Source organism: Gilliamella sp. X-46, from assembly GCF_057063525.1.
Window position 1 is genome coordinate 1 of record NZ_JBXSQH010000015.1, and the last position, 16,554, is coordinate 16,554.

Sequence of the window (16,554 nt, forward strand, 5' to 3'; positions counted from 1 at the left end):
CCCACCGTTTATCTGTTAGCATTGTTCTTGGCATGATGAATCGAGTTATGGTTGTTTTTTGCAGAATTATTATAACTCACATCATGCCGTCTAAAAAATAATCACGAAAGATCAACACGCCCTAATTTATCATTAATATAATTATCATTTTAAATGATAGTGTCATTAAAGTTTCTCCATGGGCGGTTATTTCTCATCGCTTTTTGATAGTTACCTGGAGTTACCCCGAAATTTCGACGGAAAATAGCAATAAAACCACTAATATTATCATAACCTAAATTTAAAGAAATTTCTGTGATAGGTCTGCCCGCAACAAGCAACTCTAAAGCTTTTAACATACGTAGTTTCTGTCGCCATTCTGTGAAATTAAATCCAGTTTCATTTGTAAATCGACGAGTTAATGAGCGTCGAGAAATCCCAGCCCAAACGCTCCATTCATTAATGTTTCTATCATCACTAGGATTATTAGACAAAGCTAAAGCAATTTTTAACAAACGAATATCTTTTGGCATTGGGAGTGCTATATCAACTTGAGGTATTATACTAATCTCGTCGACAATCACTGCCATCAATCGCTTATGCTCGGGTTGCAATTCTGAATTATTCCATGTCATGGTTCGGGTAATTGCTTCACGCAATAGAGTAGATAATTCTAGCATGCAGGATTTATTCGGCAGATTATTACATTCGCTTTTTTGTATATAGATACTCCATCCGTGGAATGGCCCATGTGATCCGAGAAGAGAATGCTGTGTATCTGGAGGTATCCATATACCATGAGTTGCGGGTATTACCCATTGACTACCTTCCACTTCAATTGAAATTAAACCTTGTAATGTACCAGCTAGTTGTCCTCTCGAATGATGATGACGTTCTGTTACTTTCACTGATGGGGATTTGAGTGATGCCGATATAATCATAGGTTCGTTATCAGAAGAAGCGACCTCTGGAGAAATGAGTGAAATATTCATTTATATGGCCTCTAAGTAATATTTTGTGGCTGGAATTAGTTAGTAAATTTTTGTTTTACTAACTATCCTAAATTAACCCAAGTTAATTCAAATAAAATAAATATAACTATATATATCAAAAATAAATTAGCAATAACCCAATAAATCATGAATGATTTAAAAAAATATCATTTAATATAAACAATTGAAACAATTAAGATTATATATATTTTTAGTAACTAGCTGTCTAGAAAGAGGTATAAAATGAAATGAAAGGAAAACATGTTTACTGAAGATATCGCACTATTTGCATCTGAAGAATTGGAAAAAGTGATATTGGATTTAATCGATGAACGTAAAAAGTGTGCTGGAGATGATATTATTTCTTTTATTATTCATAATAGTAATGAAAGTGAAATATTAAGTGATAGTGAGATAGTCGCGCTTTCATTAAACATTTTACTTGCAGCTTCAGAACCAGTTGATAAAGTTTTAGCAAATTGTATCTATCACTTTTATAGAAATGAATCTTATATTGATCTAGTTATCTCCAATGATTGCAGCACTAATAGTATCTTGCAGGAAAGCTTACGTATTACACCACCTGTTCATTTAATTCCACGCCAAGTCGAGGATGATAGTTGTGTTGAAGGTGTTAACTTAAAAAAAGGAGATTTAATATTTTCCTTAATACCATCAGCAAATAGAGATGAAAAATATTTTGAACATCCAAACACATTCAATCCACGAAGAGAATTTAAGGGACATCTTTCATATGGAGTGGGAATTAATGCTTGTATTGGTGCTCAATTTACAAATATACAATTAAATATCGCCCTTCAAAAATTAGTTTCAATACTTAAAAATTACAAAGAAATTACACCACCAACGTTCAGTGAAATATATACACTAGGCGCAACTCAATATAATCTGGAAAGAGTTTAATATGAAACAATCGATTGACCTGACAACCTCAGAAAGAAAGTTAGTGTTTGCTATGACACTATCTAGTATATTGCCATTATTAGATAGCAGTATTGTTAATGTTATTTTACCCTCAATTTCGAATGACATTAATGCCTCTTATGCTTATATGCAATGGGCTGTTACCATATATATGCTTGCTTGCGCAGCTGGCATATTACTATCACCTTATGTACATGAAAATTTTGGACTCAAGAAAGCATGGGTATGCTCAATTTTTGTCTTTCTTGTTGGTTCTATATTAGTTGGATTTTCATATAATCTGGTTTCTTTAATCTTGTATAGATGTCTACAAGGTTTTGGTGCAGGAATTTTAATTCCTATTACTCAATCTACAATAGCAACTTATTTTGGTAAGGAAAGACTAAAGCCGGTTATGGCATTGATTGCTATTCCGTCAGTCTTTGCCCCTGCACTAGGGCCAATTTTTGGAGCAATCATATCAGAACAGTTAAATTGGAGAATAGCTTTTTTTATCAACATACCTTTAGTACTTATGGCTTTTTTATTTGGTAGAACGACAATGCCTGATAATAAAACGTCTAAATACAATATGAATATTTATGTATTAATGACATTTTTAATTGCTTTAATAATATTTTTCATCTCTATTAAAAATATCACTTCTGGGCATTTTTTTGATATTTTTAATATTATTATGCTAGTTTTAGGTATTGGTTTGATGATGGTTTCGCTTATTATTAATAACAAGTCAGACAGTAAACTGATCGATTTAAGTTCATTTAGTTGTATTCAATATTCGTTTGCAATAATTATGGGATTTCTGACGTCACTTATCTTTTTTGGTTTCATGATTTTTTTTCCTTTAATACAAGCAATAAATGATAATATATCTATTACATATATTGGTATGTTGCTAGCTCTACAAGGTGTAGGTGCCTGGTTGGCTAGAAAATTTATTTATAAATCTCTAAGTGAGATAAATTCATTTCTAATTATTGGTGTAGGATTAATAATATCAGCAATAAGTATATTAATAATTCAAGTAGGTGGCAACGCCTTTGAAATTATCGGTTTTACTGTTCGAGGTTCCGGATTAGGCGTCGCCACGATTGCTGTTCTCTCTTCTCCATTTGAGTTCTGTGATAAAAATCAAATTAAGGACACGAGCGCTATCACGCGTGTTACACAGCAAATTGGTGGTGCATTTGGAGGTGTACTATCAGGAATATTAATCAACCTCACTCAACATCAAATAATTTCAATAAACTGTGCTTATCAGGCAATGTTTTTTGTGTCTCTGGCTTTTGGTTTTCTAGCGGTTATTGTCTATATTTTCTTTGGCCGAGTGAATACAAGGATTTAGCATACAAAAAAAACGGAACATGTGAGTTCCGTTTTTTTTCGCTTATTCAACGATACTGCTAAGCCACTTATTCTGTATTGAACAATTGAATGAACTATAAAGAGTCTCAACCGCTGACGCAGGTTTTAACTTGAATAAGGTATTTTTTCTGTTTAAACTAATTTTCTAAACCACTTACACAGTGCTTTGGAAGCAAAATTTATTGTAAAAATTCATTACCGACGCAAGTTGGCAAACAAAACTGAAGAAAATTTAAGATGCAGTCCAAAACCCTGTGACATTCACTTTGTCCTGCTGCAAAACAGCTCGAATAGGCATTTGATTAACATTATGATCTTTTTCGGCTTGTTCTAATACCTGCATTTTACTTTCACCAACTAAATGTAGATAGATATTTTTACTATTTAAAATAGTAGGTAACGTTAAAGTAATACGATCAAGTGGCGCTGTTAATGGTGTCATCCCGACAACTTTTCGACCTGATTTCATATCTAAACCGGCCGCTAAATTAGCTGCCCCTGGGAATAATGAAGCTGTATGTCCATCTTCGCCCATACCTAAAACAATTACATCAAATGGCATCGGAATTTTATCTAACATCTTGTCAGTCATTTCGGCGCCATCAAATGGATTATCACAACTGTTTTTTAAACCGACAAAATTAGCCAATTTTGCATTGTTTTGTAATAAATGCGTCATCACTAACTTTTCGTTACTGGCATCATCATTATCATCAACCCATCTATCATCAACTAATGTAATAAAAACTCGGCTCCATTCTATATTTTGTTGACTTAGTGATACAAATAATGGAATAGGTGTTTTCCCCCCCGAAACCGCAATAGAAGCATGTCCTTTTTGTACAATGGCCTGTTTTAATTCATTGACGATATGTGAGGTTAAATCTTCGATCAATAATTGACTATTTTGATATTTATTTAACGTAAACATAGTTATTTTTCCTTTATTCAAATTCGTGCCATGAATGCCCATCTTTAGTGATTAAGGCAACGGATGCGACTGGTCCCCAAGTTCCAGCTTGATAAGTTTTTGGTGGTTCTTTTTCTGTTTCCCATGCACTAATAATTGAATCAACCCATTTCCATGCTGCTTCAACTTCATCACGATGAACAAATAACGCTTGGCGCCCCCGCATAACTTCAAGTAATAAACGCTCATAGGCATCAGCGCTTTGTTGGTGAAAAGTTTCACTAAAACTTAAATCAAGTTTAGTGGTTTGTAAATTGTGAGTACTATCTAATCCCGGTACTTTGTTTAGAATTTCAATATCCATTCCTTCATCAGGTTGTAAACGAATCGTCAATTTATTTTGTGGTAATTGTGGATAAAATTCACTAAATAGATTAAGTGGTAATGGTTTAAAATAAACAACAACTTCAGAACATTTGCTAGGTAAACGCTTACCTGTACGTAAATAAAATGGGACCCCCGCCCAACGCCAGTTATCAATATCAACTCGAATGGAAACAAATGTTTCGGTATTACTTTTTTGATTTGCGCCGTCTTCTTCTAGATAGCCTGGTACATTAACACCATTAACAAATCCTGCTGTATATTGTCCTCGAACCACCTTTTCGCGAATATTGGTTTTATTAATTGGTCTAAGAGCATTTAGTACAGCTATCTTTTCACTACGTAAGCTATCGTCGTCAAGGTCAGCAGGTGGTGACATAGCAATCATAGTTAAGATTTGTAATAGATGATTTTGTACCATATCTCGCATTTGACCAGCTTTATCAAAATATCCCCAACGACCTTCAATACCTACTTGTTCTGCCACCGTAATTTCGACATGATCAATAGAATTACGATCCCAAAATGACGCAAACACTGTGTTGGCAAAACGTAAAGCTAAGAGGTTTAGTACCGATTCTTTACCTAAGTAATGATCAATACGATATACTTGCGATTCGCTAAAGAATTTAGCCACCGAATCATTGATTTCGCGAGATGATTGCAAATCAGTTCCAAGCGGCTTTTCCATCACAATACGGTTTTGTGATTGATTTAATCCAGCAGCAGCTAAACCTTGACAAATAGTACCGAAAGTACCTGGGTGCATTGCAAAATAAAAAATAGCGGGATGACTTGAATTAAGTTTATTTTTCAATCGTTCAAAACCAGCGCTATCATTAACATCTAGTTTATGAAAATCCAATCGTTGACTAAATCGTTGCCAAATACTATCGTCTAGCGGCTCCGGCATAAATGAGGTTAACGCATCTTTTGCTACCTCACAATAAGCAGCATGATCCCAATCAGCGCGCCCTACGCCTAAAATTTTGGTCTGTTCAGGTAGTTTTCCATACTTTTCTAATTGATATAAAGACGGTAGTAATTTACGTCTAGTCAAATCCCCTTTAGCACCAAAAATAACTAAATCGCAAGCTGGGATATCAGACATGGTTTTCTCCTAGGATGGTGTAATATAATCATTCTATTATGTTGGATGGTTAGTGTACAGGATAAATCATAACAATAGGCATTAGCCTGCATTAGCTCTAAAACAAAAAGGTCACCTCTGTGGTGACCTTTTGTTTGAAACAAGTATGGATAATATTCCACTACATAAATTACGCGCGTACAAAATCCATATGAACTAATTTTGGTTTAAACGCATGACGTTGAACTGCTTGTACTTTGACTTTAACTGCTTTGCCGTCAACCTCAACAGTTAACACGTCAGAATAAAATTCTGGTTTCTCTTGCATATTAAAGATTTGGTTGTGATCAAGCACAACAGAGATTGCAGGTTCAGTTCCACCATAAATGATGGCTGGGAATTGACCAGCGTGACGCAGGCGGCGGCTCGCACCCTTACCATGCTCTTTTCTAACTTCAGCTTTGAATGTAAACATATTTATTTCTCTTAATTATTAAAAATAAAAGCCAATTACAGGCGACCCAGTAGTTGACTATCAAACTAGCACTTTAAAAAGTGTTGTGGATTATAAAGTGTTATCCCTATAAACGCAATCAATTAATCATATGCAAATTGAGTAAAACATTGATTGCGTATGTGGCATAAAATATGAACGATTAGATCAATTCTATCAGAAAACCATAAGTTGATTTCTTATTAGGAGATGATCTTAATGGTTTTGTAATACAACCGGCTTCGACACAAACCATTGATTTATATTCATCATCACCAAAATCCGCCATGGCTTTAGCTTTATTTATCCATGGATTCCAAGTAACTACATCACTGACATTAGTATTGGTTAATCGAATTGTTCGGATGCCATCAGTTATCGTTAGTTGTTTACTCGCATCAGTATAAATACGATCGACTTCTTGATTAAAAGTTAATTGACCTACTGTCGCCGGTTTGTTTTCAACTGCAAGTCGTTCTTGATAAGTTTCACCTAAACCTTTGACTACAACATGGTCAATATTATCAATACCAAAATAAGTATGTAGTGCACTAGTTATATCAAAGTCAGCAAAACAGCTTAAAGTAACTTCACAAGTTTTACCTAAATGAAGATTTAATGACACAGTAAAAGGTTGGTGACAATAAGGTGCTGTCTGCTGATTATTAGTAAGAGACAATATGAGATCAACACCATTATCGTCCTCTTTACAAGAGTCTAATTTCCATTCAACAATACGCGCAAAACCATGAGAAGGATTCCCTAATTGACCAAACCAAGGCCAGCAAACGGGTACCCCTCCTCGAATAGCCACTCCTTGTTTAAAATTTGTTTTGTCGCTTAGCCAAACAACGGGGGTTTGTTCAGTAGCAGGTTGCCAAAATAGCAAATGTGCACCTTGTAATGTAACCGCTGCCTTGCAAGTTTTATGGTTAATAACCACAATAGGGAGTTGGCCATAAGTCGATTGCTTAACCGATGAGCTTAGTGATACGCCTGATAAGCCACTATCTAAAATCGCTTTATATATACTCATACTTACTCCTAAATAATAAATTTAATCAACAATTAATATCGAAACATATCGATAATTGTACGCTTTTTAACTTAATAATAAAAACACTATAGATGCCAAAAGCTTTTTTTAATAAATTGGAGTAAAATGGCAGGCTATAAAAATAAGATAACACACGGGTTATTTTTGTTAAAAAGTTTCAGGAAAGGCTACGTTTATGTATAAAATCCCAATGAGTTTGTATATTCATATGCCATGGTGTGTACAAAAATGTCCTTATTGTGATTTTAATTCACATACCGTTAAAAGAACGCCAGATTATAAAGCCTATATAGCGCATTTGATTAAAGATTTACAGCATGATGCTGTTTTTTGTTCAAACCGTTCAATTCATTCAATCTTTATTGGCGGAGGTACACCGAGCCTGTTTTCTGCTGAATTGATTGATAAATTATTATTGAATATAAATAAGATTATCCCCATAAATAAGAATGCAGAAATTACCATTGAAGCCAATCCAAATTCTGTAGATATAGAAAGATTTAATGGTTATCAACAAGCAGGTATAAATCGAATATCAATCGGTGTGCAAAGTTTTCAAGCCGATAAGCTGGTTAAATTGGGGCGGATACATGATCCTAAAGAAGCAACCACAGCAGGAAAACTAGCCCAAAAATTAAATTTAAGAAGTTTTAATTTAGATTTAATGCATGGATTGCCAAATCAAAGTATTGATGATGCCATATATGACTTAGAACAAGCCATTGCTATCGCGCCACCTCATTTGTCTTGGTATCAATTAACTATTGAGCCCAATACACTATTTGGATCAAAACCACCCGTTTTACCAGATGATGATAAACTTTGGGAAATTTATCAACGAGGTCATCAATTATTGACAAATCATGGTTATCAGCAATATGAAACTTCGGCTTATGCTAAAGAAGATTTACAATGCCAACATAATTTAAATTATTGGCGATTTGGGGACTATTTAGGTATTGGATGTGGTGCTCATGGTAAATTAACACAACCTGATGGCAAAATTATTCGCACCATAAAAACGCGTCACCCAAAAGGTTATTTAGAAGGACGTTATTTGGATAAGTATTATATGGTACCGGAAGAAGATCTGCCCTTTGAATTTTTTATGAATCGTTTTAGGCTTTTTGAACCAACACCTAAACACGAATTTGAACAACGGACTCATTTACCTTTACAAACAGTTGAGAAACAAATAGCAACCGCCATTGAAAAAAATTATTTAATTGAAGACAAACAAAACTGGCAAATAACTGATCATGGCAAGCTATTTTTAAATTCATTATTAGAACTTTTTTTATAGTTAAATTAAGCATTTAATTTTTACGATAATAAAAGAGCTTTCTTTACGTTTATTTAACAAAATAAGTACTAACTATTTAAGCAATAATTCACATCCCTTTACACACATTTTCCCATAAAAAGTGCATAATACAATCCGACAATGCATTTATTTCATTGTTTTCCTATTCCTTATGTTTTCCCAATAACTTTGTTATTGGGATTTTTTTTATTAGATTAGAAAAATAAAAATTGATGAAACTAAATCAATCCAGGTGTATTTTTAGAGAAGAATATTTCAATTTAAGTAAATGACGATATCCCTTCCATCGAACCTTTTTTAGAAGCAGATAAGGCATCACTTGCATTTGCATATTCTAATGCCTTTTTTAGGTAGACTTAATATAGTTTCCTTTTCGCTTTTATCATTATTATTTGCAAAATAACGCACTTCGCATTTACTAGACAAAAATATATCAGCGTATTCCAAAATATAATCAAAAGATTGTCTCACTTCAGGAATATCTAACATTTCTTTATGTAAATTAGGATCGAAAGAAATTGTTCCGCCATTACTTTTAATAATATCAAGCGCTTTACGCATCGCATCAATGACACGAAAAGAATATAATGATGCCCCTATGTAAATGATTACAATCGTTTAATAAGTTTTTATTAATATGGTGGAATGAAATTAAACCACAGGCACTATTAGGAATATTAAAAATGAAATCTTTTTCACTAATACTTTTATTAGCAACAAAAGTGCTACCTATATTAGCTTTATTATAAGTAGTAATACCATCAATAATAACACCATCCTGTTTGAGTCGACAGCATGTCTTGATAATATAACGACATCCATGTATTTTAATTTTCCAATACTGTGACTATCACAACCCCCTTCTTGGGGCGGCAAGATACCAAAGGTATGCTCAACAATTTTTAGTATTTGTTGATAAGTTTTTTGATGTTCAATATTTTCAATCGACGTTTTAATAAGGCTGAAGATACTCTAGCCAATTTTGACTTTCTATGTTACAAATAACTACTTAATATTAATGATAATAAAATTTATCATACAACTGATCAACCACAAACAAAAGATTAACATGCGAATTTTTAACATTTATCTTCGTTTGAAGACCAAAAGTGAATAAATTAACAGTTAAATTATCACTATAGAAATTAAAAACTTTTTAAAACTGAGATGAGGTTCACTTTTTTAAAATAACTCGTAAATCTTCGCCGACCATAGTAACTGATTTAAATCGAAAGTTTGGTGCCATTGACAAATTCTGTAAGTTAGGCAATATACACATATCTTTCGCATTATGGCCAAGTAATTTAGGCGCGTAATAGACAATCAATTCATCAACTAAATCTTGCTCTATCAATGCACCTGCTAGGTGAGCACCAGCTTCAACCCAAATAGAATTTATTTGCTTATTAGCTAATAAAGAAAATAATTTAGTCAAATTAATCTTCTTATTCATTGATGACTCGATGATTAACTTTGTATTTGGTTTAGTAACAGGAATATCTTGCTTCCGCACGATCCAAGTTTCACCTAATTGCTTAAAGATATTTTCATCGCCTGTAAGTTTCTTTTGGCTATCAATAATAATACGCACTGGTTGCCGAATATTTTCGGAGGAATAAATTTGCTTGATATCATCAGGTAATTCTTCATATCGAACTGTAAGACTAGCATTATCCGATTGTACCGTAGCTCTGGTACTTAAAATACAACAGCATTGCGCTCTAAATCTTTGTACATCCTGCCTTGCAACACTCGAAGTAATCCACTTACTTTCACCAGATGCCATGGCGATTTTACCATCTAGTGATGTTGCCAATTTAAGTTGTACATACGGCATACCTGTTCGCATCCGTTTCAAAAAACCTTTATTAAGTGCTTCGGCTTGTTCAGTCAAAACTCCTACTTTGACTTCAATTCCGGCATCGCTTAATCGTTTAATACCATTACCAGCAACAGTTGGATTAGGGTCTTGCATTGCAATAACAACACGTTTAACTTGCGCTTTGATCAAAGCATCTGCACAAGGAGGAGTTCGACCAAAATGACTACAAGGCTCTAGCGTTACATAAGCAGTAGCACCTTTCGCCTCATCACCAGCCATTTGTAATGCATATACTTCAGCATGTGGTTGCCCTGCTTTTTTATGATAGCCTTTTCCAATAATCTGGTTATCTTTAACAATTATGCAACCAACATTTGGATTTGGGGTTGTGGTGAAACGACCTAATTTAGCAAGTTCTATTGCTTGTTGCATGTAAAATAGATCGTTATCACAAGTTATGTTCATATAAATGATTATTTTTGTTGTAACTTCGCAATTTCGTTACTAAATTGCTCAATATCATCAAAGCTAAAATAAACCGAGGCAAAACGAATATAAGCGACTTTATCCAAATTTTTGAGTTCTTCAATCACATAATCACCAATTAATTTTGCAGGAACTTCACGTTCACCAGTCGCTCTAAGTTTAGATTTTATACGTGTAATTGCATCTTCAATGGCATCAAAACCAACTGGACGCTTTTCAAGAGCTCTTTTTATACCATTACGTAGCTTATCTTCATTAAAAGGTTCGCGAATTTTATTACTTTTAATAACATTTGGCATTATTAATTCAGCGACTTCAAATGTCGTAAAACGTTCATTACATTCGACACATTGTCGTCTTCGACGGACTTGAAAGCCTTCGCCAACAAGTCGAGAATCAATCACTTTTGTATCATCTGCATTACAAAACGGGCAGTACATAAAAAAATATCCTAACAATGTTATAATTCATACTAAAATAGCCGAAAATATTAATTTAAACAAGGATTCTTTTATAACAAGTCAGGTTAATATGTTCAATTCAAAATTACTGTTTTATACAAATCTTATCGGCTCATAATCTACACTAAGGACTTATTTTAAGAGAGGATAAAATTTATTGAAATCTTATAAAAGGAATCCGTCGCTAAAATAGCGACGGAAAAATGATCTACCAATCCAATTTAATTAAAAAATCCCGCAATTTTTCAAAATCATCAGGCATATAATGAGAAAGTAACGTCATATCAGCCCGTTCAGCTAATGCTTTAGGAAGTGGAATAGATTTACCTAGAATATCTTCAACTACTTCTTTAAATTTAGCTGGATGGGCAGTACCTAAGAAAAGACCATATTCGCCATCTTGCAACTGATCACGCAGTGCGCGGTAAGCAATTGCACCATGCGGTTCAGACAAATATCCCTTATTATCAAGTTCACGAACTGTTTGTTTAGAAATTTCATCTGACACGGCTGTATGACCAAGTGATTTAAGAGTCCAACCTTCACGAGCATAAATTTCTTCAATTCTAGGCCAATTATTGGGTTGACTAACATCCATTGCATTAGACAGTGTTGCAATAGTGGCGTGTGGTTCCCATTTACCCGTTACTAAATATCGTGGCACAGTATCATTTGCATTAGTTGCAGCAATAAAACGTTTAATTGGTAAACCTATTGTTTTAGCTAGTAAGCCAGCAGTTAAATCACCAAAATTACCACTTGGCACAGAAATAACTAACTGTTCACGTTGCGCTGGCGTTAGCTGTGCAAAAGCTTCAAAGTAATAACAGATTTGAGCTAATAATCGACTAATATTAATTGAGTTAGCCGAGTTTAAACCAATGGCAACTTTCAACTCTTCATCATCAAATGCTTTTTTCACCAAAGCTTGGCATGCATCAAAGTCACTTTGAATAGCAATAGTGTGAATATTATCGCCAAGTGTACAAAATAGCTTTTCTTGTAAAGGACTGATTTTTCCTTCTGGATATAAAATGACTACACGAATATTAGGCAAATGGTAAAAAGCATGAGCAACAGCAGCACCAGTATCGCCGGATGTAGCGGTTAAAATAGTAATTTTTTTGTCAGCTGCAACTTGAACTAATGCTTGTGCCATAAAGCGTCCACCAAAATCTTTAAACGCTAATGTTGGACCATGATATAGCTCTAGTGAACCAATATCTCCTTCCACTGATTTCACTGGGGCTGGAAATTGGAATGCATTTTTTACAAGTCTATACATATCCTCTCGAGAGATCTCATCATCAACAAAAGCAGATAAGATTGCGGCACTACGAGTAACAAAATCTAGTTTTAATAGTGATTCAATGTCGTTTGCAGAAAATTTAGGTAGTGTTTCAGGGAAAAATAAACCTTGTTCCCTTCCCAATCCTTGCTGTACTGCTTGTGCAAAGTTAACTTGCTGTGAATGATCTTTTAAGTTGTACAATTTCATAATATTTTCCGATTATCTTTATGCTTTCATTGTTCGCTCTTTCTGATATCAGCTTAATCAGTAAGAAATTGGAGTATTTTTTAATTTAAAAAAATCAAATTAAATAACTTTTGCTCCTTGAGTATCTATTTTACAAATATGAGTAAAACCTTCATCATTTTGTAAATAAAAATGTTGAAGTAGTGATTCGATCTGCTTTGCAGTTTCAAGCTTATCAGCCACAACAAACATCGTTGGGCCTGAGCCTGAAATCCCCGACGCTAATGCACCTAACTGTTTGACTCGTTTTTGTGTTTCATCAAAGTTAGGTAATAGCTGTTTACGATAAGGTTCAGCAATATTGTCACATAACATTGATGCAGCCAATTTTGATTGTTTGGTATAACAGGCGTGAATAAACCCACCAACATATCGACCATGTGCAACACAATCTGATTTTTGGTACAAGGCGGGCAAAATTGCACGAGCCTCAGCGGTTGATACTTTTATACCAGGATATGCCATAATCCAGTACCAATCGTCAAAATGAGGTATGGGCTCACTAATTATACCCATTTCATCAAGGATAAGTTGCATACCACCTAAATAGCAGGGTGCAACATTATCATAATGCACACTACCAGAAATCCGCCCTTCAAGCTCACCCATCATTGAAAGTAATTCAAATTGATTAAATGGTTTATCAAAAAACGTATTTAAAGCAACAAATGCTCCTACTACTGAACAGGCACTTGAACCTAATCCAGATCCTATTGGCATGTTTTTTTCAAGTGTCATACTAACCGGTAACATTCTACCCATTGCTTGGCAGAAGCGTTGCCAACATTGAAATACAATGTTGTATTTTGGATCGCGTGGTAGTTTTTTAACAAATTGACCTTTACTAGTAAGAGAAAATTCCTTAGCAGATTCAACTGTTATACAGTCACCAAGCATCACACCACTAATTGGGCTAATTGCTGCACCTAATATATCAAAACCAACACTAATATTGGCCATCGAAGCAGGCGCGTAAACCGTTAATGATTTATGATTCATTTAACCTCCAATTTTGCCTGATGTTGTACGTAAAATATCAGCAAAAACCCCTGCAGCTGTGACATCATTCCCAGCTCCATAACCACGTAAAACTAGCGGAATTGGTTGATAATAACGTGTATAAAATGCCAATGCATTTTCACCATTTTTTACTTTATATAGCGGATCATCACTATCAATAGTCTCAATTTTAACGCTACATTGATTATTTTCAATTCTACCAACATAACGTAACACTTTGCCTTCTTTTGCTGCTTGTTCATATTTTGTTTTAAACTCTGCATCTAATTGCGGCAATTTAGCCATAAATTCATCAATGCTACCTTGTGCAAATTCAGCTGGTAGGACTGATTCGACATTGATTTGATCTAGTTCTAATTGTAATCCTGCTTCTCGCGCTAAAATTAATAATTTTCTAGCGACATCCGTACCCGATAAGTCGTCACGGGGATCAGGTTCAGTAAAACCTTTTTCTTTAGCAAGTTTAGTTGCATCTGACAACGACATTCCTTCATCAAGTTTACCAAATATAAAAGAAAGGGATCCCGACAAAATTCCTGAAAACTTGATTAGCTCATCACCTGCATTTAATAAATTTTGTAGATTTTCAATGACAGGCAACCCTGCCCCTACGTTAGTATCGTATTGAAATTTGCGTTTACTTTTTGCCGCTTCTTGGCGTAAACGTAAATAATAGGCCATTGAACTCGTATTCGCTTTCTTATTTGGCGTAACAACATGAAAACCATTGGCTAAAAAGTCTGCATATTTATCAGATACTTCACTACTAGAAGTGCAGTCCACTAAAATTGGATTGAGTAATCGATTATTTTTTGAAAACTCAATAATACTATCTAATGTGTAGTCATTTTCGCTGTGTTTGATTTGCTCTCGCCAATTAGTAAGATCAATACCATCACGATTAAGCACGCTATGTTTAGAATTAAATAGCCCACAAACATGCAAATCAACTTGTTTGTTCTTAAGCCATTTTTGTTGACGTCCGATTTGATCAATTAAGGCTCCTCCTACGCCACCAACACCAACAACAAATACATCTAGCATTTTATCTGTACCAAACAACATTTGATGAGCAACCCGTACGCCCATTACAGCAACATCATTATCCACAACGACAGAAATCGACCTTTCAGATGAACCTTGCGCAATAGCGACAATATTAATATTGGCTCTAGCAAGCGCTGTAAAAAAGTTTGCTGATAATCCTCGTAATGTACGCATACCATCACCGACAACGGAGATGATTGCCTGTTTTTCGATTACCTCAATTGGTTCAAGTAACCCATCTTTTAATTCCAAGAAAAATTCATCACTTAACGCTTCTTCTGCTCGATAAAGTTCAGTTTGAGGTACACAAAAGCTAATACTGTATTCGGATGATGATTGAGTAATCAGTACGACCGAAATACCTGCATAAGACATTGCAGAAAAAACTCGGGCCGACATGCCAACCATACCTTTTAATCCAGGACCAGAGACATTGATCATTGCCATGTTATTTAAATTAGTGATACCTTTTACAGGTGTTGTTGAATCAACCACATTGGCACCAATAAGTGTTCCTGGTGCATCAGGATTATTAGTATTTTTAATTAAACAAGGGATCTGGAACTGGGCAATAGGTAAAATAGTTCTAGGGTGAAGTACTTTTGCACCAAAATATGAAAGTTCCATCGCCTCTTGATAAGACATCGTTTTAAGTAATTTTGCATCTGGAACAATACGTGGATCACAAGTATAAACACCATCGACATCTGTCCATATTTCACAGCTATTGGCGCGTAAACATGCTGCTAATACCGAAGCCGAGTAGTCCGAGCCATTACGACCAAGCACTACAAGCTCTCCTTTCTCGTTACCCGCGGTAAACCCTGGCATTAAAATAATATGATCTTGTGGAATATGCATTTCACTAATTCGGTGTGAAGATTCAGCAATATCAACAGTTGACTCTAAATAGGTGCCTTCTGCAACTAACATGGCAACAGGATTAATCACCGTCACTAAATGACTTTTAGCTTTAAGAAGTTCTTGCATAATGGCAATAGAAAGTTTTTCACCTCGACAAATAATTGATGCATTAATACTATCTGGACATTGACCAAGTAAACCAATACCTTCAAGCAATTGCTTAATAGTATTTAATTCATCAAGCGCAAAACGCTTCATTTCGTCATAAGCAAAATTAGGTTGTGCTTTTGCAATTCCATCCAATAATTCAGCAAAGATTTTCTCTGCATCATAGATATTACTTTGTATATCTTGCTTTGCGACTGTTTTTTCCACCATTGCAACTAAATGATTGGTAATTTTAGCAGGTGCAGATAAAACAGTAGCAGTTTGCTCTTGCTTCGCATTATTTTCAATAATCTCTGCAACGCGCAAAAAACGTTCAGCGTTAGCAACAGATGTTCCTCCAAATTTTAAAACTTTCATATCACACCCTACTTATTATCCTAATTAATACTCATTATTATTTAATATATTGTTTTAATACTTATTTATAGATATTAAAAATTTTGTAGTGTTATCACGCTATTTCCATCTTTAATTCTTCGCTTTTACTTTGTTTATGTTAACAACTTTACTTTCATACAAAATAAAAACCCGCCTTTAAGGGGCGGGTTTTTAAATATTTTTTGGAAAAATCAACCCGCCCTAGATCGCGTAATAGTACCTAAGGTATTAA

Annotated in this window: 14 protein-coding genes; 3 read left to right on the top strand and 11 right to left on the bottom strand. The window is 34.5% G+C overall.

Annotation, left to right across the window (positions count from 1 at the left end; translation table 11 throughout):
• Positions 1-149: 149 nt before the first annotated feature.
• Entirely contained in the window at positions 150-971 is an 822-nt protein-coding gene (locus ACYIAJ_RS08945) for an AraC family transcriptional regulator (RefSeq protein WP_483560287.1), read from the bottom strand.
• A gap of 261 nt (positions 972-1,232) precedes the next feature.
• Between ACYIAJ_RS08945 and ACYIAJ_RS08950 the strand changes: the two genes are divergently transcribed.
• Positions 1,233-1,895: a cytochrome P450 gene (locus tag ACYIAJ_RS08950; RefSeq protein WP_091346513.1), complete on the top strand. Its 663-nt coding sequence runs from the start codon at positions 1,233-1,235 to the stop codon at positions 1,893-1,895.
• A 1-nt stretch (position 1,896) separates the two neighbouring features.
• A complete protein-coding gene (locus ACYIAJ_RS08955; RefSeq protein WP_483560289.1) occupies positions 1,897-3,261 on the top strand; it encodes an MFS transporter in 1,365 nt (454 codons plus the stop codon).
• 252 nt (positions 3,262-3,513) lie between these two features.
• Here ACYIAJ_RS08955 and pgl read toward each other — a convergent pair whose 3' ends face one another.
• From pgl to ACYIAJ_RS08975, 4 genes are all read right to left on the bottom strand, one after another.
• Entirely contained in the window at positions 3,514-4,212 is a 699-nt protein-coding gene (gene pgl, locus ACYIAJ_RS08960; protein ID WP_091346517.1) for a 6-phosphogluconolactonase, read from the bottom strand.
• A gap of 13 nt (positions 4,213-4,225) precedes the next feature.
• Positions 4,226-5,686: a glucose-6-phosphate dehydrogenase gene (gene zwf / locus ACYIAJ_RS08965; protein ID WP_483560291.1), complete on the bottom strand. Its 1,461-nt coding sequence runs from the start codon at positions 5,684-5,686 to the stop codon at positions 4,226-4,228.
• 169 nt (positions 5,687-5,855) lie between these two features.
• Positions 5,856-6,140, bottom strand: coding sequence for a 50S ribosomal protein L25 (gene rplY / locus ACYIAJ_RS08970; RefSeq protein ID WP_091346520.1), 285 nt, complete (start codon positions 6,138-6,140; stop codon positions 5,856-5,858).
• Between the two features lie 181 nt (positions 6,141-6,321).
• Complete coding sequence (locus tag ACYIAJ_RS08975; RefSeq protein WP_483560293.1) at positions 6,322-7,194, bottom strand: D-hexose-6-phosphate mutarotase; 873 nt, start codon at positions 7,192-7,194, stop codon at positions 6,322-6,324.
• Between the two features lie 196 nt (positions 7,195-7,390).
• Between ACYIAJ_RS08975 and hemW the strand changes: the two genes are divergently transcribed.
• Complete coding sequence (hemW, locus tag ACYIAJ_RS08980) at positions 7,391-8,518, top strand: radical SAM family heme chaperone HemW (protein ID WP_483560294.1); 1,128 nt, start codon at positions 7,391-7,393, stop codon at positions 8,516-8,518.
• Positions 8,519-8,854: 336 nt separating this feature from the next.
• Here the strand turns inward: hemW and ACYIAJ_RS08985 are convergent, their stop codons facing one another.
• The 6 genes from ACYIAJ_RS08985 to thrA form a co-directional block, all read right to left on the bottom strand.
• Complete coding sequence (locus ACYIAJ_RS08985; protein WP_483564683.1) at positions 8,855-9,100, bottom strand: hypothetical protein; 246 nt, start codon at positions 9,098-9,100, stop codon at positions 8,855-8,857.
• Positions 9,101-9,713: 613 nt separating this feature from the next.
• A complete protein-coding gene (ribD, locus tag ACYIAJ_RS08990) occupies positions 9,714-10,826 on the bottom strand; it encodes a bifunctional diaminohydroxyphosphoribosylaminopyrimidine deaminase/5-amino-6-(5-phosphoribosylamino)uracil reductase RibD (protein WP_483560296.1) in 1,113 nt (370 codons plus the stop codon).
• Positions 10,827-10,834: 8 nt separating this feature from the next.
• Complete coding sequence (nrdR, locus tag ACYIAJ_RS08995) at positions 10,835-11,287, bottom strand: transcriptional regulator NrdR (RefSeq protein WP_160403694.1); 453 nt, start codon at positions 11,285-11,287, stop codon at positions 10,835-10,837.
• Between the two features lie 229 nt (positions 11,288-11,516).
• Positions 11,517-12,806 (bottom strand): threonine synthase, encoded by a 1,290-nt coding sequence (thrC, locus tag ACYIAJ_RS09000; RefSeq protein WP_483560297.1) that lies wholly within the window; start codon positions 12,804-12,806, stop codon positions 11,517-11,519.
• Between the two features lie 99 nt (positions 12,807-12,905).
• The gene (thrB, locus tag ACYIAJ_RS09005; RefSeq protein ID WP_483560298.1) at positions 12,906-13,844 is read right to left on the bottom strand and encodes a homoserine kinase; all 939 of its coding nucleotides are present in this window, start codon (positions 13,842-13,844) and stop codon (positions 12,906-12,908) included.
• On the bottom strand, positions 13,845-16,301 hold the full coding sequence (gene thrA / locus ACYIAJ_RS09010) for a bifunctional aspartate kinase/homoserine dehydrogenase I (protein WP_483560300.1): 2,457 nt from the start codon (positions 16,299-16,301) through the stop codon (positions 13,845-13,847).
• Between the last annotated feature and the right edge of the window lie 253 nt (positions 16,302-16,554).